This is a genomic window from Pseudomonas sp. GNP014 (assembly GCF_054344005.1).
Genome location: NZ_JBTGUS010000001.1, coordinates 1,820,174 through 1,843,321, shown reverse-complemented (window position 1 = coordinate 1,843,321; position 23,148 = coordinate 1,820,174). Strand labels below are relative to the sequence as shown.

Here is a 23,148-nt window from a genome sequence, read left to right as displayed (position 1 = left end):
ATGAAGATTCGCCCCCCCGTCAGAGGCACCACCACTGTCGACATCCATTCCCCTGCGACCTCCCCCGCACTGGCCCCCTCGTCGTCGCTCGACAGACCGGGCCGGATCGATGTCTGGGCGCCAACCACGATGCTGGCGCGGTACCACCCCGAGCCTGGCAGAGCACGACCCGACGTCAATCCCGATGCGATTGCGCCAGCCCCTCCATTGACCGTTCATGAGCTGCCGACGGCTGCAACCCTGCCCTCGCCCCGTGCGCAAACAACCATCGAGTCCTACTGGATCGCCACTGGCGCACGCTTGCCGGAGGCTGACGCACAAGGTTTTCGTACACTCAAGGGACGCCCATATGTCGATGTGCCGGACGGCGGCATCGTGCAGATCGGCATCGATCCGCTGACCGGTCTGTACCGCGCCAGACTGCACAGCGAACTGACCCCTTCCGGCCCGGTGCTGGTGCGTGATGCCGACAGCGCGCTCTGGCATCCGCGCCCGGACCTTGAGTCGATCATCTTCACACTGTCCGAGACCCGCCTTGAAGCCTTCCGGACAACGCTGGACTTCGCCCACGTCGAAGTCGATGGCGACGGCCTGATCCGTCACGAGGGCAAACTCTACGTGGTGATCCACGAACGCACCTATCAGGTCCTGCATGATCAGGAGGCGTCGTCGCCCCACGCGGCGGTGATGCGCATCATCCGGACGCAGGATCCGGTGGCCCGTGACCCGGACAACGTGTATATCGCCACTCGTCCCGGCCGATCGGAAGCCATCGTGTTCGACCCCCGGGATGGCTGGGTGGGCGTCAACGTCGCGGGAACGGGCGGAATGCGCCGTGGCGAACCGGAACGGCCGGTGCGCCAAAGTCTGGCCGAGCGCTTGGCCGCTTTCGTCAATCGCCCGAAAAGGCTGGAGCCTCGCGTGCGCAAACTGTTCCCCTCCTTTGACGATCAACAGGTTGCGACCTGGCTCCAGTCGTTTGGCGACACCGCCAGCGCCGCGCTGACTCGCAAGGAAGCTGAATACAAAACCCTGAAAAAGGATTTGCTTGCCTGGATCGAAAGCGGCGCGCAGACCTCCTCAGCTTCAGAGGTCAAGGCGAAGCTGATCGCCGATGAGATCAAACGCTGCTGGCGTCACGAGACCGCGGCGCGGCTGATATTGCCCGCCGAAGGCATATCCCTGCCGGTACTGAGCGCGGATTTCCGTCACGTGCGCGTGTTAACGCTTTCGGGCGTCAACGGGTCGGCTGCCGCCGAGACTTTTCTGTCCGGTTTTTCCGACCTGCGCAGCTTGTCCATCAAGCATTCCAGCCTTGAAAAACTACCGGCTCCGGTGGCGGACATGCGCAAGCTGACACGGCTGGACTTGAGTTCGAACCACATAGAACTGGATCAGCAAGGCGCTGCAAGGCTGGCCGGCCTGAACCAGTTGATCTCGCTCGACCTTTCCCATAATCCTTTGAACAACACACCGGACTTCAGTGGCATGACCGGATTGAATTCGCTGGATCTCAGTCACACCGGAATCACCCACTGGCCGACAGGCCTGGAGGAGATGAGCGCATTGACAGACCTGAATCTGAGCCACAACGCGCTTCGGGAAGTGCCACAGGCCTTCATTAATCCGGCCGCAGAACGCCTGGCGTCAGTGGCGCGTATCAACTCGGTCACACACCTGGCGGGGAACGACTTCCCTCCGGGCTACTGGAGAGAATTCGACAGTTACTGGCGGCGACTGAACAGAGAACATCCCGAGCTGATCAAGACGACGCACCCGACAGCCTTTGATACCGAAGATTCAGGGGTTCAGCGCTATCGGCGCTTGTATCCGGGCAAAAGCATCAAGGCCTGTCGGGACTTCATCTGGAGCCTTGAACAGGACGCCGCAGGCATCCGGCTCAATAACCTCGAACAGGAGTTCAGCATGCTGAAAGGCCAGCTCGATGCCTGGGTGTTTTCCGGCGGTGGCATCCGTCAGCGCTATATTCGGGCGAATCAATTGCAGATCAACGCGCAAAACCGTAACGACCGGACCGAGGCGAGCAATCGGATACTCGCTTGCTGGCGGCGTGAAACACCCCAGAAACTGGCCAACGACCAAACGCCGATCGGCCTCGAGCTGGACCTCAGCGGTCTGAACCTGCCCAGCCTGCCGGACATTGATGTGGACTTCAGTCATGTCGGTTCGCTGAAACTGAGCAACATGAGCCTGAGCACGTCGCCCGAAGGTTTTCTGACCCGTTTTCGCCATGTGCGCTGGCTGGACCTTTCGCGCAATCAACTGCGTGAACTACCGCCCGCCGTTGGCGAAATGCACGGTCTGACCCGTCTGTTTTTGCAGGACAACCAGATTGCCCTGACCGCCGAGAGCGCCCAGGTTCTGGCTGGACGCAGCACACTGCGCGCCCTGTGGCTGAACGACAACCCTCATTTGGCTATCACCCCGGACTTCAGCCAGATCCTCGATATGCGCTCGCTCAATCTGGCGAGCACTGGCATCGACGCATTCCCCACGGGACTTGTCGACCAGCCCTTGCTCGACACCGTCAATCTGCGTCACAACCGGATCACGGAAATTCACGACGCGGTCATCGCGCCACCGGACGAGCGCCTGGCGCACACCGCACGGGTCAACAACGTCACCGACATTGGCAGAAATCCGTTATCCGCCGAAACCCTTACACGCCTCAACCGTTACAACGAACGCCTGATAGAAGCCGAGACACCGTTGACCGGCCGCAACAATCTGATCGACTCCGCCCGCGGACGGGGCCCGGCCGTCGTTCGGGCCATGGCTGATGACCCGATGGCACGCTGGACCGCCGGCCTGTCCGCCGACGAGGTGTCCGCCAGAAGAACTCAATGGCAGACCCTGCGTGATCAGCAAGGTTCGGACGGTTTGTTCGATACCCTTGAACGCTTGCTGCAAGATCCCGCCGGCCACCAGGCACTGCAGCAAAGGGTCTGGAAGGTGATTGATAGCATCACCGAAAACAGTCCGGAGTCCGAACGCTTGCGCAGGGAGCTTTTCTCTCGGGCGGGCGAAGCGACCTGCTGTGACCGGGCGGCCTTCACATTTGCCAATCTTGAAGTGCGGACAATGATGTACAACGCGCGGACCCAGGCCCGTGACCAGGCACAAGGCCCGGAGCTGTCAGCGCTTTCCAAAGCGTTGTTCCGCCTGCACGAGGTGGACAAAATCGCATCGGCGGACATCGCACGGCGTGAAGCGGCCATCAGCGAAACGCGAGGAACCCAGGCAGGCGCGGCCCATGTACAGGAAGAGGTCGAAATCCGGCTCGCCTACCGCCACGGCCTGAAAGATCGCCTGCAACTGCCGGGACAACCCGAGCGGATGGGCTTTGCACAGTTGGCCGACGTGTCAAAGGCCCAATTGGATGCCGCCTACGAAAAGGTCATTGCGCTGGATAATTCTCCAGAAGAATTTCAGGCGTTGATCTCGCGGGAGTTCTGGCAGGAATTCGTCACACACAAGTACCGGTCGCAGTTCGAATCCCAGCGTCAGCCATTCCAGGATCGTCAGGCAACGCTCGACGCTGCACATAACGCGAAGACACTGGCGTTTGCCGACTATGACGAGCAGTCAAGAGCACTGCAGGCTTCACTGGCAATCGAGGAAGCGGCGCTGGTCGAGACGCTGACCCGGCAAGAGCTGAGTGAGCAGGCTGCCCGCACCACGGACGAACAGACAACCCGCGAAGCTGAATGACACTGAGAGAGACCGTTGGCCGAATGATGTCGGCCGACGGTCACTCGTCGTCGTCGAAGTTGTAACTGCCCGGCGCGAGGTTTTCGAAACGCGTGTACTTACCGATGAACGCCAGACGGATAAAGCCGATCGGGCCGTTACGCTGCTTGCCGATGATGATTTCGGCAATGCCCTTGTGTTCGGTTTCCGGGTGATACACCTCGTCCCGGTACACGAACATGATCACGTCGGCGTCCTGCTCGATCGCTCCGGATTCCCGCAAGTCGGAGTTCACCGGGCGTTTGTTCGGGCGTTGCTCCAGGGAACGGTTGAGCTGTGACAGGGCAACCACCGGGCAGTTGAATTCCTTGGCCAGCGCTTTCAGGGATCGCGAGATCTCGGAAATCTCGTTGGTCCGGTTGTCACCGCTGGAGCCGGGAATCTGCATCAGTTGCAGGTAGTCGATCATGATCAGGCCGATATCGCCGTGCTCACGCACCAGACGCCGGGTGCGCGCACGCATTTCCGACGGACTGATACCCGCAGTGTCGTCGATGAACAGCTTGCGATCGTTGAGCAGATTGACTGCCGAGGTCAGGCGTGGCCAGTCGTCGTCTTCCAGTTGGCCGGAACGAACCTTGGTCTGGTCGATACGACCCAGCGACGACAGCATACGCATGATCAGCGATTCACCTGGCATCTCGAGGGAGTACACCAGCACGGCCTTCTCGCTGCGCAACACCGCGTTTTCCACCAGGTTCATCGCAAAGGTGGTTTTACCCATCGACGGACGGCCCGCGACGATGATCAAGTCGGCCGGTTGCAGACCACTGGTCTTCTCGTCGAGGTCGGTGTAACCGGTGGACAGGCCGGTGATGGCGTTGTCGGTGTTGAACAGGGTGTCGATGCGGTCGATGGCCTTGGTCAACAGTTCGTTGACGCCCACCGGGCCGCCGGTCTTCGGCCGCGCTTCGGCGATCTGGAAGATCTGCCGTTCGGCCTCGTCGAGGATCTCTTCGGCGGTGCGACCTTCGGGGTTGAAGGCGCTGTCGGCGATTTCGGTGCTGATGCCGATCAACTGGCGCAACGTCGCCCGCTGGCGAACGATCTGCGCATAGGCCTTGATGTTGGCGACGGACGGCGTATTTTTCGCCAGCTCGCCGAGGTAACCGAGGCCACCGACCTGCGAGGTCTGCCCTTCCTTGTCCAGTTGCTCGGACAGGGTCACGACGTCGATCGGCATGTTCTGATCGGCCAGTTTGGCGATCGCACGGAAGATCAGACGGTGGTCATGCCGATAGAAATCGCCGTCGGAGACTTGATCGAGCACGCGTTCCCAGGCGTTGTTGTCCAGCATCAGACCACCGAGCACAGCCTGTTCGGCCTCGATGGAATGCGGCGGCACCTTCAGGGCAGCGGTTTGCAGATCGTATTGCTCGGGAGCGGAGATATCGTTCATGGCCACTTGTGTTTGTTTGGAAAAACAGGGAATTCAGAAAGACAAAGGGCACGACCTGTAAACAGGATCGTGCCCGATGTTAACCGTCTGACGGACAAGCCGCCAGCCGATCAGGTGTTGCTTAAGCTGCTACCACGACAACGCGTACGGTGGCTTCAACTTCGGCGTGCAGGTGCACAGCCACGTCGAATTCACCCACGTTGCGGATGGTGCCGTTCGGCAGACGAACTTCGCTCTTCTGCACTTCAACGCCGGAGGCGGTCAGTGCGTCAGCGATGTCGTGAGTACCGATCGAACCGAACAGCTTGCCTTCGTCGCCAGCGGTGGCAGTGATGGTCACTTCCAGCTCGGCCAGTTGGGCAGCACGGCTTTCAGCCGATGCTTTACGGTCTGCGGCGGCTTTTTCCAGCTCAGCGCGACGCTCTTCGAACGCAGCCAGGTTGGCAGCGGTCGCAGCGGTAGCTTTGCCGAAAGGCAGCAGGTAGTTACGACCGTAACCGGCCTTAACGTTTACTTTGTCGCCCAGGTTGCCCAGGTTGGCGATTTTTTCCAGAAGGATCAGTTGCATGTGGAAATCCTCTTAACTTTTAACCTTCACCGTTCGCGCTGTCGGTGTCTTTCGACACGTGACGACCGCGAAAATCAATCAGGCTGTCGACAATGGCCAGAACCACGAGCAACGGATAGATCAGCTGCATGAACAACAGCAGCGTGACGTACAACCCCACCAGCCAGAAACCGGCCAGTCGCTTCTGCCCGACCAGCCCGTGAATCAGGGCGAGTCCGGCGAACACCAGCGGTACACTGCACAACGGCGTCAACATGGCCATCTGTGCACCGAGATTCGGGCCCAGAAGCATCAACGCCAGCAGCAACATCGCCGGCCCCAGCGGGATCCGGATGGCGCGAAACTCGCGACCAAAACCACCCGGGTTGTACAACAACGCCTGCCAATGCCGCCCGACAATCAGGCTCAGCACGCTGACGATCTGCAACAGTGCCGCAATCAGTCCGGTCAGCACGGGTGCAATCAGGGACGCGAAATGCGCTTGCTCATCGACCGACAATTGCTTGTAGGTTTCACCGAGAAGCGCCGGCATGACCTTTATCAAGGCCTGCGCGAGCATCTCGATCTGGGCCGCAAACGCCGCCCCGAGCACCACTGAAAACACCACGCCAATCGCTACGCTGACCAGCAGCGTACGAACCCAGGACTCACTTGCGCGCAAAACCAACGCAAGTCCCGAAGACCCCAGCAGCACCAGAAGTGCCCGTGGGTCATCGGCATACAGCCACCAGATCAACGCCGGCAGCAGCCCCAGAGACAGAACACCCAGGGCGTCCGTCAGTCCGCGCCGCAGCAGCACAAGGCTCCCTGCGGCAGCACCCAACCAATACAACAACGGCAATGTTGCACATCCGGCCACCACGAGAGTGGCCTGCATACGGCCTCGCATGATGAACTCAGCTAAGGCACGCATGCATTCAATCCTTTGCTACTTGTCGACTGCCCGGTCTCAGCGGCCGTGGCTGTCGGTGTAGGCCAGCAGGGCCAGGAAGCGGGCGCGCTTGATAGCGGTGGCCAGCTGACGCTGATAACGAGCTTTGGTACCGGTGATGCGGCTTGGAACGATTTTGCCGGTCTCGGATACGTAGGCTTTCAGAGTGTTGAGATCTTTGTAATCGATCTCTTTCACGTCTTCAGCGGTGAAGCGGCAGAATTTACGACGACGGAAGAAACGTGCCATTTGATAGGCTCCTTAAAAGGTCCGTGGATTACTCGTCAGCGTTATCGCTGTTGTCGCTGTCATCACTATCAGCGCTATCAACGCCTTCGTGCTCAGGACGGTCGCGACGCTCACGGCGCTCACTGCGGTTTTCTTCAGCCTTGAGCATCTCGGACTGGCCAGTAACGGCTTCGTCGCGACGGATGACCAGGTTACGGATCACTGCATCGTTGTAGCGGAAGTTGTCTTCCAGCTCGGCCAGAGCCTTGCCAGTGCACTCAACGTTCAGCATCACGTAGTGAGCCTTGTGAACATTGTTGATTGCGTAGGCCAGTTGACGACGGCCCCAGTCTTCCAGACGGTGGATTTTGCCGCCGTCTTCTTCGATCAGCTTGGTGTAACGCTCAACCATGCCGCCGACTTGCTCGCTCTGGTCAGGGTGGACCAGAAAGATGATTTCGTAATGACGCATGAATGCTCCTTACGGGTTGTAGCCTGCCGCTCAAAAACGGTCAGACAAGGAGTGAATGACACTTATGGACTTGCTGGCGCGGGGCACATCGGTGCCTGCCGTCACAGCAAGGGGCGCAATTGTAGAGAAGGGACTGCAGAGGTGCAAGGCAATTGGTGAATATTTGAACAGCAGCTGTAAGCATCGAGCCTCAAGCTGCAAGCGGGTCCGCTTTTAGCTTGAGGCTTGCAGCTAAATGCTTAAGGCTTGCGCGAAGCGGCAGCCTTGGCCTTGGCGCCGCGTTGACGCTGCGCTTCGAACAGGCACACACCGGTCGCCACGGACACATTGAGGCTGCTGACGCTGCCAGCCATCGGCAGGTTCACCAGATAGTCGCAGTGCTCGCGCGTCAGGCGGCGCATGCCTTTGCCTTCGGCGCCCATGATCAGAATGGTCGGGCCGGTCAGGTCCTGGTCATAAATGCTGACCTCGGCCTCACCTGCCGTGCCAACCACCCACAGACCGCGCTGCTGAAGCTTTTCCAGGGTGCGGGCGAGGTTGGTCACTGCCACCAGCGGAATCACTTCCGCCGCGCCGCAGGCGACTTTGCGCACCACGGGCGTCAGGGTCGCCGACTTGTCTTTCGGCACGATCACCGCCAGCGCACCGGCGGCATCCGCCGAACGCAGGCAGGCGCCGAGGTTGTGCGGATCGGTCACGCCGTCGAGCACCAGCAACAGTGGCGCGCCTTCGGTGCGATCAAGCAGCTCATCGAGCATCGCCTCGCCCCAGACCTGGCTCGGACTGACGTCCGCCACCACGCCCTGGTGCACGCCCTCAACCCAGGCATCCATTTCGCGACGCTCGGCCTGACCGACCTGAACGCGGTTTTCATTGGCCAGCTCGATCAGGGTCTGCACCCGCGGATCGTTGCGGCTTTCGGCCAGCCAGATCTGCTTGACGCGTTTCGGATGGTGACGCAGCAACGCTTCTACCGCGTGAACGCCGTAGATTTTTTCCAACTGACTCATGACTTCGCCTTCGGTTTACGTGCCCCGCCACTTTTGGCTGGAGCAGAACCCGCTTTCGGCGGGCCTTTACGGTGTTTGCTCGGTTTGGCTGGCTTGCCGCCGGTCGCCTTGTCAGGCGCCGACCGTCCGGTCTTTCCCCCGGACGCCGCTTTACCACCGTTTTTGGCATCGGAAAGCAGCGCTTTCTTCATTTCACGGCTTTTGCGCAACTCGGCGTTTTTCGCCACGGCGTCGCTCGGGCGATAGGCTTCTACGGCTTTTTCCTTGGCAGGACGACGGCTGGCAGTTTTAGCCGGGGCCTTTTCTTCCGAAGCCTTGGCCGCTGGAGCTGCAGTTTCAGCACCACGTTTTTTGCGACCGATCGGCGCGCTGATGGTTTTTTCGGCCATCTCGAAGTCGATCTTGCGCTCGTCGAGGTCGACGCGCATGACACGCACTTCAACGGTATCGCCGAGACGGAAGCTACGACCGGTGCGCTCGCCCGCCAGGCGGTGATGCACAGGATCGAAATGGTAGTAGTCACCCGGCAGCGCGGTGACGTGCACCAGGCCTTCGACGTAAATATCGGTCAGCTCGACGAACAGGCCAAAACCGGTCACGGCGGTGATCACGCCCGGGAACGATTCGCCCACGCGATCCTTCATGAACTCGCACTTGAGCCAGTTCACTACGTCGCGGGTCGCTTCGTCGGCACGGCGCTCGCTCATCGAGCACTGCTCGCCGAGTTGCTCCAGCGCCGCCTCGTCGTAAGGATAGATCCGCGCTTTCGGGATGGTCATCGCGCCGGCACGACGAACGTGCGGGGTGTCCTGCTTGGAATGGATCACGCTGCGGATGGCGCGGTGCGTGAGCAAGTCCGGGTAACGACGAATCGGCGAGGTGAAGTGGGTATAGGCTTCGTAGTTCAGGCCGAAGTGACCTTCGTTCTGGGCGCTGTACACCGCCTGGCTCAGGGAGCGCAACATCACAGTCTGGATCAGATGGAAGTCCGGACGGTCCTTGATGCTCGCCAACAGGGCCTGATAATCCTTCGGCGACGGGCCATCCTTGCCTTTGTGCAGGGACAGACCGAGTTCGCCGAGGAAGGCGCGCAGTTTTTCCAGACGCTCCGGTGGCGGGCCGTCGTGGACGCGATACAGCGCAGGAATTTCGTGCTTCTTGAGGAATTCGGCGGTGGCCACGTTGGCCGCCAGCATGCATTCTTCGATCAGCTTGTGTGCGTCGTTGCGGGTGGTCGGACGGATTTCGGCAATCTTGCGCTCGGAACCGAAGATGATCCGGGTTTCCTGGGTTTCGAAATCGATCGCGCCACGCACGTGACGAGCCGCCAGCAGCACTTTGTACAGCGCGTAAAGCTGCTTGAGGTGCGGCACGACGTCGGTGTATTCGCCACGAAGCTTGCGGGCTTCGGTGGCTTTCGGGGTTTCCAGCATCGCGCTGACCTTGTTGTAGGTCAGACGCGCGTGGGAGTGAATCACCGCTTCATAGAAGCAGTAGTCGGTCATTTCGCCGGACTTGGAGATGGTCATCTCGCAAACCATGGCCAGACGATCGACGTGCGGGTTAAGCGAGCACAGGCCGTTGGACAGCTGCTCAGGGAGCATCGGCACCACACGTTCAGGGAAGTACACCGAGTTGCCGCGCACCTGGGCTTCGTTGTCCAGCGCCGAACCGATCTTCACGTAGCTGGAAACGTCGGCAATCGCCACGTACAACTTCCAGCCACCGGAGAACAGGCGCAGCTTGCCCGGTTTGGCTTCGCAATAAACAGCATCGTCGAAGTCGCGGGCGTCTTCGCCGTCAATGGTGACGAACGGCAGATGGCGCAGGTCGACGCGCTTCTCTTTGTCTTTTTCTTCGACTTCCGGCTTGAGCTTGGCCGCTTCTTTGAGAACGGCTTCAGGCCAGACGTGCGGGATGTCGTAAGTGCGCAGAGCGACATCGATTTCCATGCCCGGCGCCATGTAGTTGCCAACCACTTCAACCACGTCGCCTTGCGGCTGGAAGCGCGGCGTCGGCCAGTGGGTGATTTTCACCTCGACGAACTGACCGATCTGCGCGTTGGCGTTGCGCCCCGGAGTGACCAGCACTTCCTGCTGGATCTTCGGGTTGTCCGCGACGACGAAGCCGATACCGCCTTCTTCAAAGTAGCGACCGACGATGGTTTCGTGCGCACGGGACACCACTTCGACGATCACGCCTTCGCGGCGACCACGACGGTCGAGACCGGAAACACGTGCCAGCGCACGGTCGCCATCGAACACCAGACGCATTTGCGCCGGGCTCATGAACAGGTCGTCGCTGCCGTCGTCCGGCACCAGGAAGCCGAAACCGTCACGGTGACCGCTGATGCGGCCGAGGATCAGGTCGAGCTTGTCGACCGGCGCGTAAGTGCCACGGCGGGTGTAGATCAGTTGAGCATCGCGCTCCATGGCGCGCAGACGGCGGCGCAGGGCTTCGATCTGGTCTTCTGTGGTCAGACCAAACTCTTCGACCAGTTGCTCACGGGCAGCAGGCGAACCCCGATCGGCGAGATGCGCCAGGATCAGTTCGCGGCTAGGAATAGGGTTTTCATATTTTTCCGCTTCACGAGCGGCCTCGGGATCGAGGGACTGCCAATCGGCCATTAGAGAGTTTTCACCTTGTCTATATGCGGGTTAGTTTGGCATAGGCGCCATGAAACGGGAAATTTCCGACTATATAAGGCCCTTATGAGGGTCTGTATCGTCGCTTGAAAGCCGTTTTGAACACCGCCGGTAAAAAAAATCATATTTTTTGCTGACAGGGGTTTACAGTTAAAAAGACGCTCCGTATAGTGCGCGCCATCGACGACGCACAAGCGTTAACGATACTGCCCAGATGGTGAAATTGGTAGACACGCCAGCTTCAGGTGCTGGTGACCTTACGGTCGTGGAAGTTCGAGTCTTCTTCTGGGCACCAATTTCGAGTTTGAGACTAGATCAGTTTCAAAGCTCACACAAAACCCGCGAAAGCGGGTTTTTTGCATTCTAAGCCCGGGTTTTCTTAAAACTGATTTATTAAAATTAAATCAGGGGTTTACAGATCAAAACGCGCTCCGTATAGTGCGCCACATCAACAGCGGCAACGCTAGCGATGATTGCCCAGATGGTGAAATTGGTAGACACGCCAGCTTCAGGTGCTGGTGACCTTACGGTCGTGGAAGTTCGAGTCTTCTTCTGGGCACCAATTCAAATTCAAGGTTACGGCCTTGAGTTTCCCAAAAACCCGCGAAAGCGGGTTTTTGCGTTTCTGGCTTCCCGAAACCCCATCACCATCGCACCTATCAAAACGCCAGCCCCACCGCAAGGCGCACTTGAGAAATAATATCGTTTATCATTGTTGCAAGTTTTTGCAATGCGACAGTGAGGAACCCTGCGAATGACGTTTCGAAATACCCTGCGCCGAGGCTTGACCTTCACCCTGCTCGGCCTGGCACTCGCCTCTCCCCTCACCCAGGCTGCCGATGCGGTTTCCCTGACTCTCTACAACGGCCAGCACAAGGAAGTCGGCGACGCGATCGCCAAGGCCTTCGAAGCCAAGACCGGCATTCACGTCAACGTGCGCAAAGGCAGCAGCAACCAGCTCGCCAGCCAGATCATCGAGGAAGGCGACCGCTCCCCCGCCGACGTCATTTACACCGAAGAATCCCCACCGCTGAACAACCTTGGCGAACAGGGTCTGCTGGCCAAGGCCGATGACGCGACCCTGGCCGTACTGCCGGAAAAATACGTCGCGGCTAACGGCACCTGGATTGGCGTGACGGCACGCGTTCGCGTGGTCGCTTACAACCCGAAACTGGTCGACGAAAAAGACCTGCCAAAATCAGTCCTGGATTTCGCCAATCCACAGTGGCAAGGCAAAGTCGGCTTCGTGCCAACCAGCGGCGCGTTTCAGGAACAAGCCGTGGCCATCATCAAGATGCATGGTCGTGACGCCGCCGAAGAATGGCTGACCGGCCTGCGCGCTTTCGGCAAGACCTACAGCAACAACATGGTCGCGCTCAAAGCCGTGGAAAACGGCGAAGTCGCCACCGTGCTGGTGAACAACTACTACTGGTTCGCCCTGCAACGGGAAAAAGGCAAGCTGGACTCGAAACTGCATTACTTCACCGGCGGCGACGTCGGCGGCTTGATCACCGTGTCCAGCGCTGCCGTGCTGAAATCCAGCAAACATCCAAAAGAAGCTCAACAATTTCTTGCCTACATGGCCAGTGAAGAAGGTCAGCGCGTGATCACCCAGACCACCGCCGAATACCCGCTGCACAAGGGCATGGAATCGGATCGCGGGCTTAAGCCGTTCAGCGAGCTGGAAGCGCCGAACGTGACCCCGGCCGATCTGGGCAATGCCGAAGAAGCGCTGGAACTGGAACGTGAAGTTGGCTTGAACTGATGGCCGCATCGTTATCCGCCCCCGCCGCGCGCGGGGGTTACGTACCCCGGCGCAAGCGACCGTCGATCTGGCTGGTGCTGCCGGTATTGCTGCTGGTGGTGATGAGCGTATTGCCATTGGCCTACGTCGGACTCAAGGCCTGGCAAGCGGGCTGGGCCGAGGCGCTGCACCTGTTGTGGCGCCCTTACGTGTTCGGCCTGCTGCGCAATACCCTGGCGCTGATGGTCGGTGTGACCATCACCTGCGCCGTGATCGGCCTGTCGCTGGCCTGGCTGCTGGAGCGCAGCAATTTGCCGGGGCGGCGCCTGTGGGGCGTGATCCTGTGCCTGCCGTTCGCGGTGCCGGCGTTTGTCAGCAGCTTCACCTGGGTGTCGCTGAGCGCGCAGTTCGAAGGCCTCGGCGGTGCAATTCTGGTGATGAGCCTGTCGAAATACCCGCTGATCTTTCTGCCGGTCGCGGCGACCTTGCGCAATCTCGATCCCTCCCTTGAGGAATCCGCCCGCACCCTGGGACAGAACCGCTGGGGTGTGTTTTTCCGCGTCACCCTGCCGCTGCTGTGGCCGTCGTTGCTGGCGGGCTCGCTGCTGATTGCCCTGCACATGCTGGTTGAATTCGGCGCGCTGTCGATCATCGGCCTGCAAACATTCACCACGGCGATCTATCAGCAGTTCGAGCTGGAGTTCAGCAACGCCAATGCCGCGATGCTGTCGGCGGTGTTGCTGGCGCTGTGCCTGGTGCTGTTGTGGCTGGAACTGCGCGTGCGCGGCAAGGGTCGGCATGTGCGCACCGGCCAGGGTGCCGCGCGTCAGGCCGAGCAAGTGCGGTTGGGGCCGTGGGCGGTTGCCGGTCAGTTGTATTGCCTGTTGCTGGCGATTGTCGGCAGCGGGATTCCGCTGGGCATGCTCGCGTACTGGCTGGCGGTTGGCTCATCGGCAGCCTTCCCGGTCGGGGCGATCACCGAGGCCCTGCTGTCTTCGCTGGCCTTGTCGCTCGGTGGCGCCGCGCTGTGCCTGCTGCTGGCGGTGCCGGTCGGGTTGCTGGTGGTGCGTTACAAGGGCCGACTGGCGATCTGGGCCGAGCGCCTGCCGTATCTGCTCCACGCCTTGCCGGGCCTGGTGATCGCGCTGACGCTGGTGTATTTCGCCCTGCATTACGTGCCGGTGCTGTATCAGACGTCGGCGCTGTTGCTGATTGCCTATGCATTGCTGTTTTTGCCGCTGGCGCAGGCGCCGATTCGTACGGCACTGAATAAGGCTGCACCGCAGCTGGAAGAGGCCGCGCGTACCTTGGGGGCGTCGTCGTTCACAGCGTTTTGCCGGGTGACATTGCCGATCATTTTCCCGGCATTGGGCGCGGCGTTTGCGCTGGTGTTTCTCGATGCGATGAAGGAACTGACCGCGACGCTGTTGCTGAGCCCGACCGGGCTCAACACACTGGCGACGGAAGTCTGGGCGCATACCGCGAATGTCGAGTTTGCGGCGGCGGCGCCTTATGCGGCGCTGTTGATTTTGGTGTCGGGGCTGCCGGTTTATTTACTTACGACCCGGATGTATCTGAGCCGCTGAAATAGCTATCGCGAGCAGGCTCACTCCTACATCGGAATGCGTTTCCGCTGTAGGAGCGAGCCTGCTCGCGATGAGACCAAACCAGACAGCATCAAGCCCTGAACTGCCCCAGACTCGCCTTCAACTGCGCTGCCAACCCATCCAGCACCTTGCCACTGGCCGTGGTCTCCACTACCGCTTGCGCCGCCTTCTCGGCCTGCGCATGAATCGTCTCGACTCGCCCACGTACAGCCTGAGCACCCTGCGCCTGATGCGCGGCTGCTTGTGTCGCGAGGCCAATCGCCGCATGCACCTGCTCGACCGAGGCCTGCACCGACTGTTGCAGCCGCGCACTGTCGCGCAACACCAGCAAACCTTCGCTGGCCTGACGCCCGGCCTGACCGATAGCCTCTACCGCCTCACGTGCGCCCTGCTGCAAGGCGACGATGTGCGCCTGAATGTCGCCGGTAGAGCTTTGCGTCTTGCTCGCCAAGGCACGCACTTCGTCCGCCACCACGGCAAAACCACGACCGGTTTCACCGGCCCGCGCCGCCTCAATGGCCGCGTTGAGCGCCAACAGGTTGGTCTGCTCGGCGATGCCGTGAATCACCGTCAGCACCACTTCAATCTGTTCACTTTGTTGCGCCAGGCGCTCGATGACTTTCGCCCCGGTGTCGACCTGCCCGGCCAGCGCTTCGATCAAACTGCCGACCTTGGCCGAGGTGCGAGTGTTTTCATCGGTGGCCTGACGAATATCCACCACCTGCTTCAACGCCGCTTGCATCGCCTGACTTTCCGATTGCGCCTCATCGGCCATTTGCGACAGCGCGCGCAAGCTCTCGGCCACTTCGTCACGCTGCATCCCGGCCGCCGCATCGGCACCGGCATTGCGCAGGGTCATGGCACCGATCTCGACACCGGTACGCTGGGCCACGTCGCCCGCCTCACGCACGATCGGTTGCAACTTATCCACAAAGCGATTGACCGCCGACGCCATGTCGCCGATTTCGTCCTTGCTGTTGATCTGCACGCGCTTGGTCAGGTCGCCCTCGCCCGCCGCCAGATCGTCCATCGCTGCGTTGAGCATCTTCAGGCGATTGACCACCCGATGCCCCAACACCACGGCCAACAGCAGCAACACTGCGCAACCGACCAGCGCCAGGCCCAGGCCGATCCGCCAGCGCAGAGTCGCCGCAGCGTCCTGCACGGTACTGGTGGTATTGGCTTTCATCTCGGCGGCGGTGGACTGCGCCGATTGCAGGCGCCCGCGCATCGCGCTGGCGCTATCGGCAGCGGCCCCCTTGAGGCTGTCGCCGACCAGTTGATCACTGCTGGCGATCAACGCCGAGAAACGTTTATCGAGCGCCGCCAGATCGGTTTCCACCGACGCGGTCGAGACGCCCATCAGCACCTTGCCGATTTCCACGCCGTTGGGGTTGATCGAGGCTTCGAGGTAGTAGACCGACGGATCGTTTTTCGCCGCATCCAGCACTTTATCCAGCGCACGCTCGCCCTGACCCTTTTCCAGCAGGGCCTTGTTGATCGGGTTTTCGCGATTGAGATAACGGGTCAGGTGCTGGCCGGTGGCGTCGTCGTAGACCACAAACAACACATTGGGATTGCGCTGGGCGCGGCGGGCGAACTCGGACAGGGTCGGCACGTCGCTGTCCCACATGGCGCGGGGTGCGACCGAGGCGAGCAATTGCGCCATGTCATTGGCCGAATCTTTCAGATCCTTTTCCAGCGTCGCACGCAGTTGCGCCTGCTCTTCTTTCAGGCGCGAAGACAGGCCGGCAGTCAGACGCTGACGGGTACTGGCGGACAAGGCATCGAGGCTCGACGTGACTTCACGCCCGGCCTGCTCCAGCTCACCGGAGAGTTTCTGGCTGTCAGTCCCCAGGCGCACACCCAGATCGGCTTCCAGCGCCGTGACGGTGCTCCGCGTCAGGGCAACGGCCACCAACACCTGCACCAAAAGAGCGATACCAAGGGTAACGAACACGGGGCGCAACAAACGGCTTTGTAACAGTGAGAGAACGGCCGACACTGTGAATACCTCTACTTCTGACGCCATTAATTTGATGGCACTCTTGTAGACAGATTCACAGCAAAGGTCATGCCGTCCAACAGGCATAAACGACAAAGGCCCCGATGAAGGGGCCTTTGTGGTTTTACATCAACGACTTATCAAGCAAACGGATGACGCAGAACGATGGTTTCGTTGCGGTCCGGGCCCGTCGAAATAATGTCGATCGGCGCGCCGATCAACTGTTCAACGCGTTTGATGTAGGCACGAGCGTTAGCCGGCAGCTCTTCCAGGGTCTTGGCACCCACGGTCGACTCGGTCCAGCCCGGCACTTCTTCGTACACAGGCTGCAGGCCCACGTAGCTGTCAGCGTCGGTCGGTGCAACGGCGTTGCCCTGTGCATCTTTGTAGCCGGTGCAGATGTTGATGGTTTCCAGACCATCGAGTACGTCCAGCTTGGTCAGGCAGATGCCCGAGATGCTGTTCACATCAATAGCGCGACGCAGGATAACGGCGTCGAACCAGCCGCAACGACGGGCACGGCCGGTGGTAGCGCCGAACTCGTGACCTTGTTTGGCCAGGTGTGCACCCACTTCGTCAAACAGCTCAGTCGGGAACGGGCCCGAACCTACGCGAGTGGTGTAAGCCTTGGTGATGCCCAGGATGTAATCGAGGAACATCGGGCCAACGCCCGAACCGGTCGCCACGCCACCGGCGGTGGTGTTGGAACTGGTCACGTACGGATAGGTACCGTGGTCGATGTCGAGCAACGAACCCTGGGCGCCTTCGAACATGATGTCTTTGCCGGCGCGACGCAGGTCGTGCAGCTCGGCCGTGACGTCCAGCATCAGCGGCTTGAGCAGTTCAGCGTATTCCTTGCACTCGGCCAGCGTCTTTTCAAACTCAATGGCCGGCTCTTTGTAGTAACCGACCAGCATGAAGTTGTGGTAATCCACCAGCTCACGCAGTTTGTCTTCGAAGCGCGGCATGTTCAGCAGGTCGCCAACGCGCAGGCCACGACGTGCAACCTTGTCTTCGTATGCCGGGCCGATGCCGCGACCGGTGGTACCGATCTTCAGCTCGCCACGGGCCTTTTCACGAGCCTGGTCCAGCGCTACGTGGAAGGACAGGATCAGCGGGCAGGACGGGCTGATACGCAGGCGCTCGCGCACCGGTACGCCTTTCTCTTCCAGCTTGGTGATTTCTCGCAGCAGAGCGTCAGGCGCAACCACCACGCCGTTGCCGATCAGGCACTGCACGCCTTCGCGCAGCACGCCCGACGGGATCAGGTGCAAGACGGTTTTTTCGCCGTCGATCACCAGGGTGTGGCCAGCGTTGTGGCCACCTTGGTAGCGCACTACGGCGGCAGCATGTTCGGTCAGCAGATCAACGATCTTGCCTTTGCCCTCATCACCCCATTGGGTGCCCAGGACTACGACATTCTTACCCATAACACTTGTCCTCATTCGCGCAAACTTGGTGCCGGCGTTGGCCGGCAGGAAAACTCAAGAAGCCAGTGGCGATACTTGCCAAAGCCCGTTCTGCTGAATCAATTGCCGGTCGCAGTCCGCATCACGGGCGGCGGCCAAAGGTTGTCCAGGCAAGGCCTGAACGACACGCTGACCCTCACTGCGCAACTGGCAAACCTGCTGCCAGAGTGCCGCATCCGTACTGTCAGGCATCCAGATACCGCCAGACGGTAGCTCGATCTCAGCACGCCCCAGGGTCACCAGGGTTTTCAAATCGGTAGAGAAGCCGGTTGCCGGGCGGGCACGACCGAAGTCGGCGCCAATGTCGTCGTAACGACCGCCCTGAGCGATGGACTGGCCAACGCCCGGCACGAACACCGCGAACACCACACCCGTGTGGTAGTGGTAGCCGCGCAGCTCGCCCAGGTCGAAATACAGCGGCAGCTGCGGGAAACGCGCCGACAGACGCTCGGCGATCGCCAGCAAATCTTCCAGTGCGGCCAGCACCGGCGCCGGCGCATTGGCCAGACGCTCGCGGGCAGCGCTGAGCACTTCACGACCGCCACACAGATCGACCAGAGCGCGCAGCATGCCGGACAGGTCGGCCGGCAAGCCTTCGGTCAAGGTAATGACCTCGTCGATGGCCTTGCGTTGCAGCGCATCGAACAACTGCTGCTCGACTTCACCGGACAGACCGGCAGCGCGCGCCAGACCACGGTAGATGCCGACATGACCGAGGTCCATGTGCACATCCGGCACATCGGCCAGTTGCAGCATGGCCAGCATCAGGCTGATCACTTCAACGTCACTGCTCGGGCTGGCATCGCCGTACAACTCGGCGCCCAGCTGGATCGGGCTGCGCGAGGACGACAGTGCACGCGGCTGGGCATGCAGTACGCTGCCGGCGTAGCACAGGCGGCTCGGGCCTTCGCGCCGCAGGGTGTGCGCATCAATGCGCGCCACTTGCGGCGTGATGTCGGCACGGAACCCCATCTGCCGGCCCGATTGCGGGTCGATGACCTTGAAGGTACGCAGATCCAGGTCCTGGCCCGCGCCGGTCAGCAGGGATTCCAGGTACTCGATATGGGGAGTCACGACAAACTCGTAACCCCAGCTCTGGAACAGATCCAACACCTGACGACGCGCGACTTCAATGCGCGCCGCTTCCGGTGGCAGTACTTCTTCGATGCCATCTGGCAGCAGCCAGCGGTCTACCGTTGCCATTACGCCATTCCCCTTTGATCCGGGCGGCCAGCCCGAGGGCGAGCCTTGAGTGAAGCAGAAAATGACCGGCGCGTTGAAAACGCACGCGCATGAACGACGCGGCGAAAGGCCTGTTACCGGCTTCGCCCATCACTTTCCTCGAAAAACGCTCGGGCCATTCAACCCGGCACCTGCAACAAAAAACAGCAATCAAACGTGCAGACGCAAAAAAGCCGGGAATTTCCCGGCTGCCGCATCATACACACGTTTTCCCAAAGGATCACCCCGCCCGAGGTTTTAGCCGCCGGGCGGAGTGATTCAGGTCAACGTCGTATCAAGGCTTGGCCTTTTCCAGGTAACGGAAAAAGTCGCTGCTTGGGTCGAGGACCAGTACGTCGGACTTGTTCGCGAAGCTTTCACGGTAGGCGCGCAGGCTACGGTAGAAACCATAGAATTCCTGATCCTGACCGTAGGCCTTGGAGTAGATCGCAGCGGCCTGGGCATCGCCGTCACCGCGAATCTCTTCGGATTCACGATAGGCTTCCGCCAGCAGCACGCGGCGTTGACGATCGGCGTCGGCACGGATGCCTTCGGCCAGCTCGTTACCCTTGGCGCGGTGCTCGCGAGCTTCACGCTCACGCTCGGTGCTCATACGCTCGAACACACTGCGGTTCACTTCTTTCGGCAGGTCGATGGCCTTGACCCGGACATCGACAACTTCGATCCCCAGCTCCTTTTCCGCCATCCTGTTCAGCGACGCAGTGATGTCAGCCATCAGCGCATCACGCTCACCCGACACCACTTCGTGCAGGGTGCGCTTACCGAACTGGTCACGCAGACCGGATTCCAGACGACGGGACAGACGCTCGTCGGCGATCTGCTTCAGACCGGAAGTCGCGGTGTAGAAGCGCTCGGCATCTTTCACGCGCCACTTGGCATAGGCATCGACCATCACGGCTTTCTTTTCCAGGGTCAGGAAGCGCTGCGTCGGTGCATCCAGCGTCATCAGGCGTGCGTCGAATTTACGCACCTGGTTAACGTAAGGCACTTTCACATGCAGGCCCGGCTGAACATCAGCCTGAACCACACGGCCGAACTGCAGCAGCACCGCACGCTCGGTCTGAGCGACGATGTAGAAGCAATTCCAGCCCACCAGGACTACAACGACGCCAACAATAAGGGCGATCAGCGATTTATTGCTCATCAGCGGGTCTCCCTTGTGCGCGACTGCGGCAGGTCAGTGACATGCGGCGTGACGTCCGTGTTGCTGCTGGCGGCGGCCGAACCGGTGACCGGTGCATTGCTGCCCGAACTGTTCTGAATCATTTTGTCCAACGGCAGGTAAAGCAGGTTGCTCTGGCCGTTCTTGTTGCCGGTCACGAGTACCTTGCTGGTGTTGCTGAAGACTTCCTGCATGGTGTCCAGATACAGACGCTCACGGGTGACTTCAGGGGCCTTGCGATACTCGGCGACCAGTTTGGTGAAGCGATCAGCCTCACCCTTGGCGCGCGAGACCGTTTCGTCGCGGTAACCGTTGGCATTCTCGATGATACGCTGGGCCTGACCACGGGCTTCCGGCACCACGCCGTTGGCATAGGTTTCAGCCTGGTTACGCGAACGCTGCTCGTCTTCACGGGCACGGATCACGTCGTCGAAGGCTTCCTGCACTTCACGCGGTGCCGCTGCGCTCTGTACGTTGACCTGAGTAACGGTGATACCGGTGCGATAGGTATCGAGGAAGCGTTGCAGACGCTCCTTGATTTCGCTGGCCATCAATTCACGACCTTCGGTCAGCACCTGGTCCATGGCGGTGGAACCCACCACGTGGCGCAGGGCACTGTCGGTCGCATGCTGCAGGCTGATTTCCGGCTGATCGACGTTCAGCACGAAATCCTGCAGGTTGCTGATCTTGTACTGCACGGTCAGCGGCACTTCGACGATGTTCTCGTCTTCGGTCAGCATCTGGCCCTGCTTGGTGTACGCACGCTCACGCGTGACGTTTTCCATGTACTTCTTGTCGATCGGCGGGAAGTAAATGTTCAGGCCCGGGCCGACGGTCTCGTAGTACTTGCCGAAGCGCAGCACCACGGCTTGCTCCTGCTCGTCCACCACATAGACCGCGCTGTACAGCCAGACAGCCGCCAGCACCACGAGGCCGATGCCGAGCAGACCGCCGAAGCCGCCACCGCTCCTGCCCGAACCACCGCCGTCATCACCACCGCGTTTCTTACCACCACCGAACAACCCGTTCAGGCTTTCCTGCAGCTTTCGGAAGGCCTCGTCGAGATCCGGTGGCCCCTTGCGGTCGCCGTTATTGCGGCGCTTGCCACCCCAAGGATCCTGATTATTCGAGTTGCCACCCGGCTCATTCCAAGCCATAGCGCTCTCCATCTGATAAAGCAAAGACGCACCCACGGCGCGCCAACCAATGCTACAGAATGCCTGCCGTTGCGGCACAACCGCTTTGTCAGGCTTTTATTGCAAAGTGTGTTGCTCGATGAATTCCATCGGCTGCAATCCTTCGCGGCTTACCAGTCGATTCAGCTCGACCCGGGGCAAACGAACGGCCAGCAAACTGATGCCTTCTTCGTCGTGTTCTTCTTTCTGCACCGCACCGATCTCGAAAAACTGCGCACGCAGTCGAGCGAATCGTTGCGGCAAACGCAAGGTGCCCACGAACAAATCACTGCCCAGCAACTCGGCGATGGCTTGCTCGAGCAGCTCCAGACCCGTGCCATCACGCGCCGACAGCCAGACCCGTTGCGGCTTGCCATCGGCATCGCGCTGGATTTGTGGCTCAACGCCTTCAAGCAAATCGAGTTTGTTGTATACCTCGAGGATCGGCAAGTCCTGGGCCCCAATCTCGCCCAGCACCACCATCACCTGCTCGATCTGCAACATGCGATCCGGTTCGGCGGCATCAATCACGTGCAACAGCAGGTCGGAGTTGCTCGACTCTTCGAGCGTAGACCGAAATGCCTCGACCAGCTTGTGCGGCAAGTGACGAATGAAACCTACGGTGTCGGCCAGAACGATCGGCCCAAGGTCGTCCAGTTCCAGACGGCGCAAGGTCGGGTCCAGCGTGGCGAACAACTGGTCAGCCGCGTACACCTCGGACTTGGTCACGTTATTGAACAGCGTGGACTTGCCGGCGTTGGTGTAGCCCACCAGGGACACAGTGGGAATATCCGCACGGGACCGGCCGCGTCGCGATTGCTCACGCTGGCTGCGGACTTTCTCCAGACGGCCCTTGATCTGGCGCAGGCGCACCCGCAGCAGACGACGGTCGGTTTCCAGCTGGGTTTCACCCGGGCCGCGCATGCCGATACCGCCACCCTGACGCTCAAGGTGAGTCCAGCCACGAACCAGTCGGGTGCTCATGTGGTCAAGCTGGGCCAGTTCGACCTGGAGCTTGCCTTCATGGGTCCGGGCGCGCTGGGCGAAAATATCGAGAATCAGACCGGTACGGTCAATCACGCGACACTCGAAAACACGTTCGAGGTTACGTTCCTGACTGGGCGTGAGGATGTGATTGAAAATCACCAGATCGGCCTTCTCGGCATGGACCAGGTCTCGCAACTCCTCGACCTTGCCACTGCCAATCAGGTATTTGGCGGTTGGCCGATGACGCGGTACGTTAAAAAACGCAACGGTCTCGGCGCCCGCCGAATTAGCCAGTTCCTGAAACTCCTGCGGATCTTCGCGCGCCTCAGGGTCCTGTCCATCCAAGTGAACGAGAATGACTCGCTCACCACCACCGTGGCGCTCAAAGAACAAAGGAGACTCCTATCAGGCGTTACCTGGCTCAGCGTCACCTGCTTCGGATTCGGTTGCGCTAGGCAGACGAATTGGACGAACCGGCACTACTGTCGAGATAGCGTGTTTGTAAACCATCTGGCTCACGGTGTTTTTCAGCAGGATCACGAACTGGTCGAACGACTCGATCGTGCCTTGCAGCTTGATACCGTTGACCAGGTAGATGGAAACCCCAACTTTCTCTTTACGTAAAGTATTCAAGTAAGGGTCTTGTAGCGAATGCCCTTTTGACATGTGCCGCACTCCTTTAAGGATTCAATAATAAAAATAGGTAATTCAGATGGCTTTGGCCGCCACACCC

General features: G+C 60.3%; 17 protein-coding genes and 2 tRNA genes. 5 read left to right on the top strand and 14 right to left on the bottom strand.

Annotated elements, in window-relative coordinates; translation table 11 throughout:
- Complete coding sequence (locus ACXX9E_RS08310; RefSeq protein WP_458555273.1) at positions 1 to 3,732, top strand: NEL-type E3 ubiquitin ligase domain-containing protein; 3,732 nt, start codon at positions 1 to 3, stop codon at positions 3,730 to 3,732.
- Positions 3,733 to 3,772: 40 nt separating this feature from the next.
- Here ACXX9E_RS08310 and dnaB read toward each other — a convergent pair whose 3' ends face one another.
- The 7 genes from dnaB to rnr all read right to left on the bottom strand — a co-directional run bounded on the left by dnaB (position 3,773) and on the right by rnr (position 11,006).
- Entirely contained in the window at positions 3,773 to 5,170 is a 1,398-nt protein-coding gene (gene dnaB / locus ACXX9E_RS08305; protein ID WP_053277211.1) for a replicative DNA helicase, read from the bottom strand.
- A gap of 121 nt (positions 5,171 to 5,291) precedes the next feature.
- Entirely contained in the window at positions 5,292 to 5,738 is a 447-nt protein-coding gene (gene rplI / locus ACXX9E_RS08300; RefSeq protein WP_003221136.1) for a 50S ribosomal protein L9, read from the bottom strand.
- A gap of 19 nt (positions 5,739 to 5,757) precedes the next feature.
- Positions 5,758 to 6,651, bottom strand: a complete 894-nt coding sequence (locus ACXX9E_RS08295; protein WP_123470927.1) for a hypothetical protein — start codon at positions 6,649 to 6,651, stop codon at positions 5,758 to 5,760.
- Positions 6,652 to 6,687: 36 nt separating this feature from the next.
- Positions 6,688 to 6,918, bottom strand: coding sequence for a 30S ribosomal protein S18 (gene rpsR / locus ACXX9E_RS08290; protein WP_002551829.1), 231 nt, complete (start codon positions 6,916 to 6,918; stop codon positions 6,688 to 6,690).
- Positions 6,919 to 6,946: 28 nt separating this feature from the next.
- Positions 6,947 to 7,369, bottom strand: a complete 423-nt coding sequence (gene rpsF, locus ACXX9E_RS08285) for a 30S ribosomal protein S6 (protein WP_123470926.1) — start codon at positions 7,367 to 7,369, stop codon at positions 6,947 to 6,949.
- 239 nt (positions 7,370 to 7,608) lie between these two features.
- Positions 7,609 to 8,379 (bottom strand): 23S rRNA (guanosine(2251)-2'-O)-methyltransferase RlmB, encoded by a 771-nt coding sequence (rlmB, locus tag ACXX9E_RS08280; protein ID WP_128614582.1) that lies wholly within the window; start codon positions 8,377 to 8,379, stop codon positions 7,609 to 7,611.
- Positions 8,376 to 11,006, bottom strand: a complete 2,631-nt coding sequence (gene rnr, locus ACXX9E_RS08275) for a ribonuclease R (protein WP_458555272.1) — start codon at positions 11,004 to 11,006, stop codon at positions 8,376 to 8,378. The genes rlmB and rnr overlap by 4 nt, the downstream gene beginning before the upstream one ends.
- Before the next feature lie 226 nt (positions 11,007 to 11,232).
- Between rnr and ACXX9E_RS08270 the strand changes: the two genes are divergently transcribed.
- The 4 genes from ACXX9E_RS08270 (at position 11,233) to ACXX9E_RS08255 (ending at position 14,354) form a co-directional block, all read left to right on the top strand.
- Positions 11,233 to 11,319 (top strand) — tRNA-Leu (locus ACXX9E_RS08270).
- 180 nt (positions 11,320 to 11,499) lie between these two features.
- Positions 11,500 to 11,586: transfer RNA gene (locus ACXX9E_RS08265), tRNA-Leu, on the top strand.
- Positions 11,587 to 11,778: 192 nt separating this feature from the next.
- The gene (locus ACXX9E_RS08260) at positions 11,779 to 12,789 is read left to right on the top strand and encodes an extracellular solute-binding protein (RefSeq protein WP_458555271.1); all 1,011 of its coding nucleotides are present in this window, start codon (positions 11,779 to 11,781) and stop codon (positions 12,787 to 12,789) included.
- The gene (locus ACXX9E_RS08255) at positions 12,789 to 14,354 is read left to right on the top strand and encodes an ABC transporter permease (RefSeq protein ID WP_458555270.1); all 1,566 of its coding nucleotides are present in this window, start codon (positions 12,789 to 12,791) and stop codon (positions 14,352 to 14,354) included. The genes ACXX9E_RS08260 and ACXX9E_RS08255 overlap by 1 nt, the downstream gene beginning before the upstream one ends.
- Before the next feature lie 91 nt (positions 14,355 to 14,445).
- On the opposite strand, the gene ACXX9E_RS08250 is transcribed toward ACXX9E_RS08255, so the two are convergent.
- The 7 genes from ACXX9E_RS08250 to hfq form a co-directional block, all read right to left on the bottom strand.
- Complete coding sequence (locus ACXX9E_RS08250; protein WP_123471170.1) at positions 14,446 to 16,380, bottom strand: methyl-accepting chemotaxis protein; 1,935 nt, start codon at positions 16,378 to 16,380, stop codon at positions 14,446 to 14,448.
- A gap of 140 nt (positions 16,381 to 16,520) precedes the next feature.
- Positions 16,521 to 17,810, bottom strand: coding sequence for an adenylosuccinate synthase (locus ACXX9E_RS08245; RefSeq protein WP_123470917.1), 1,290 nt, complete (start codon positions 17,808 to 17,810; stop codon positions 16,521 to 16,523).
- 54 nt (positions 17,811 to 17,864) lie between these two features.
- The gene (locus tag ACXX9E_RS08240; protein WP_123470915.1) at positions 17,865 to 19,052 is read right to left on the bottom strand and encodes an ATP phosphoribosyltransferase regulatory subunit; all 1,188 of its coding nucleotides are present in this window, start codon (positions 19,050 to 19,052) and stop codon (positions 17,865 to 17,867) included.
- 313 nt (positions 19,053 to 19,365) lie between these two features.
- Positions 19,366 to 20,235 (bottom strand): protease modulator HflC, encoded by an 870-nt coding sequence (gene hflC, locus ACXX9E_RS08235; RefSeq protein ID WP_123470914.1) that lies wholly within the window; start codon positions 20,233 to 20,235, stop codon positions 19,366 to 19,368.
- Positions 20,235 to 21,410, bottom strand: a complete 1,176-nt coding sequence (gene hflK / locus ACXX9E_RS08230; RefSeq protein WP_123470912.1) for an FtsH protease activity modulator HflK — start codon at positions 21,408 to 21,410, stop codon at positions 20,235 to 20,237. The genes hflC and hflK overlap by 1 nt, the downstream gene beginning before the upstream one ends.
- 96 nt (positions 21,411 to 21,506) lie before the next feature.
- The gene (hflX, locus tag ACXX9E_RS08225; protein WP_123470910.1) at positions 21,507 to 22,808 is read right to left on the bottom strand and encodes a ribosome rescue GTPase HflX; all 1,302 of its coding nucleotides are present in this window, start codon (positions 22,806 to 22,808) and stop codon (positions 21,507 to 21,509) included.
- A gap of 12 nt (positions 22,809 to 22,820) precedes the next feature.
- Positions 22,821 to 23,081 (bottom strand): RNA chaperone Hfq, encoded by a 261-nt coding sequence (hfq, locus tag ACXX9E_RS08220; RefSeq protein WP_007902656.1) that lies wholly within the window; start codon positions 23,079 to 23,081, stop codon positions 22,821 to 22,823.
- Positions 23,082 to 23,148 lie beyond the last annotated feature (67 nt).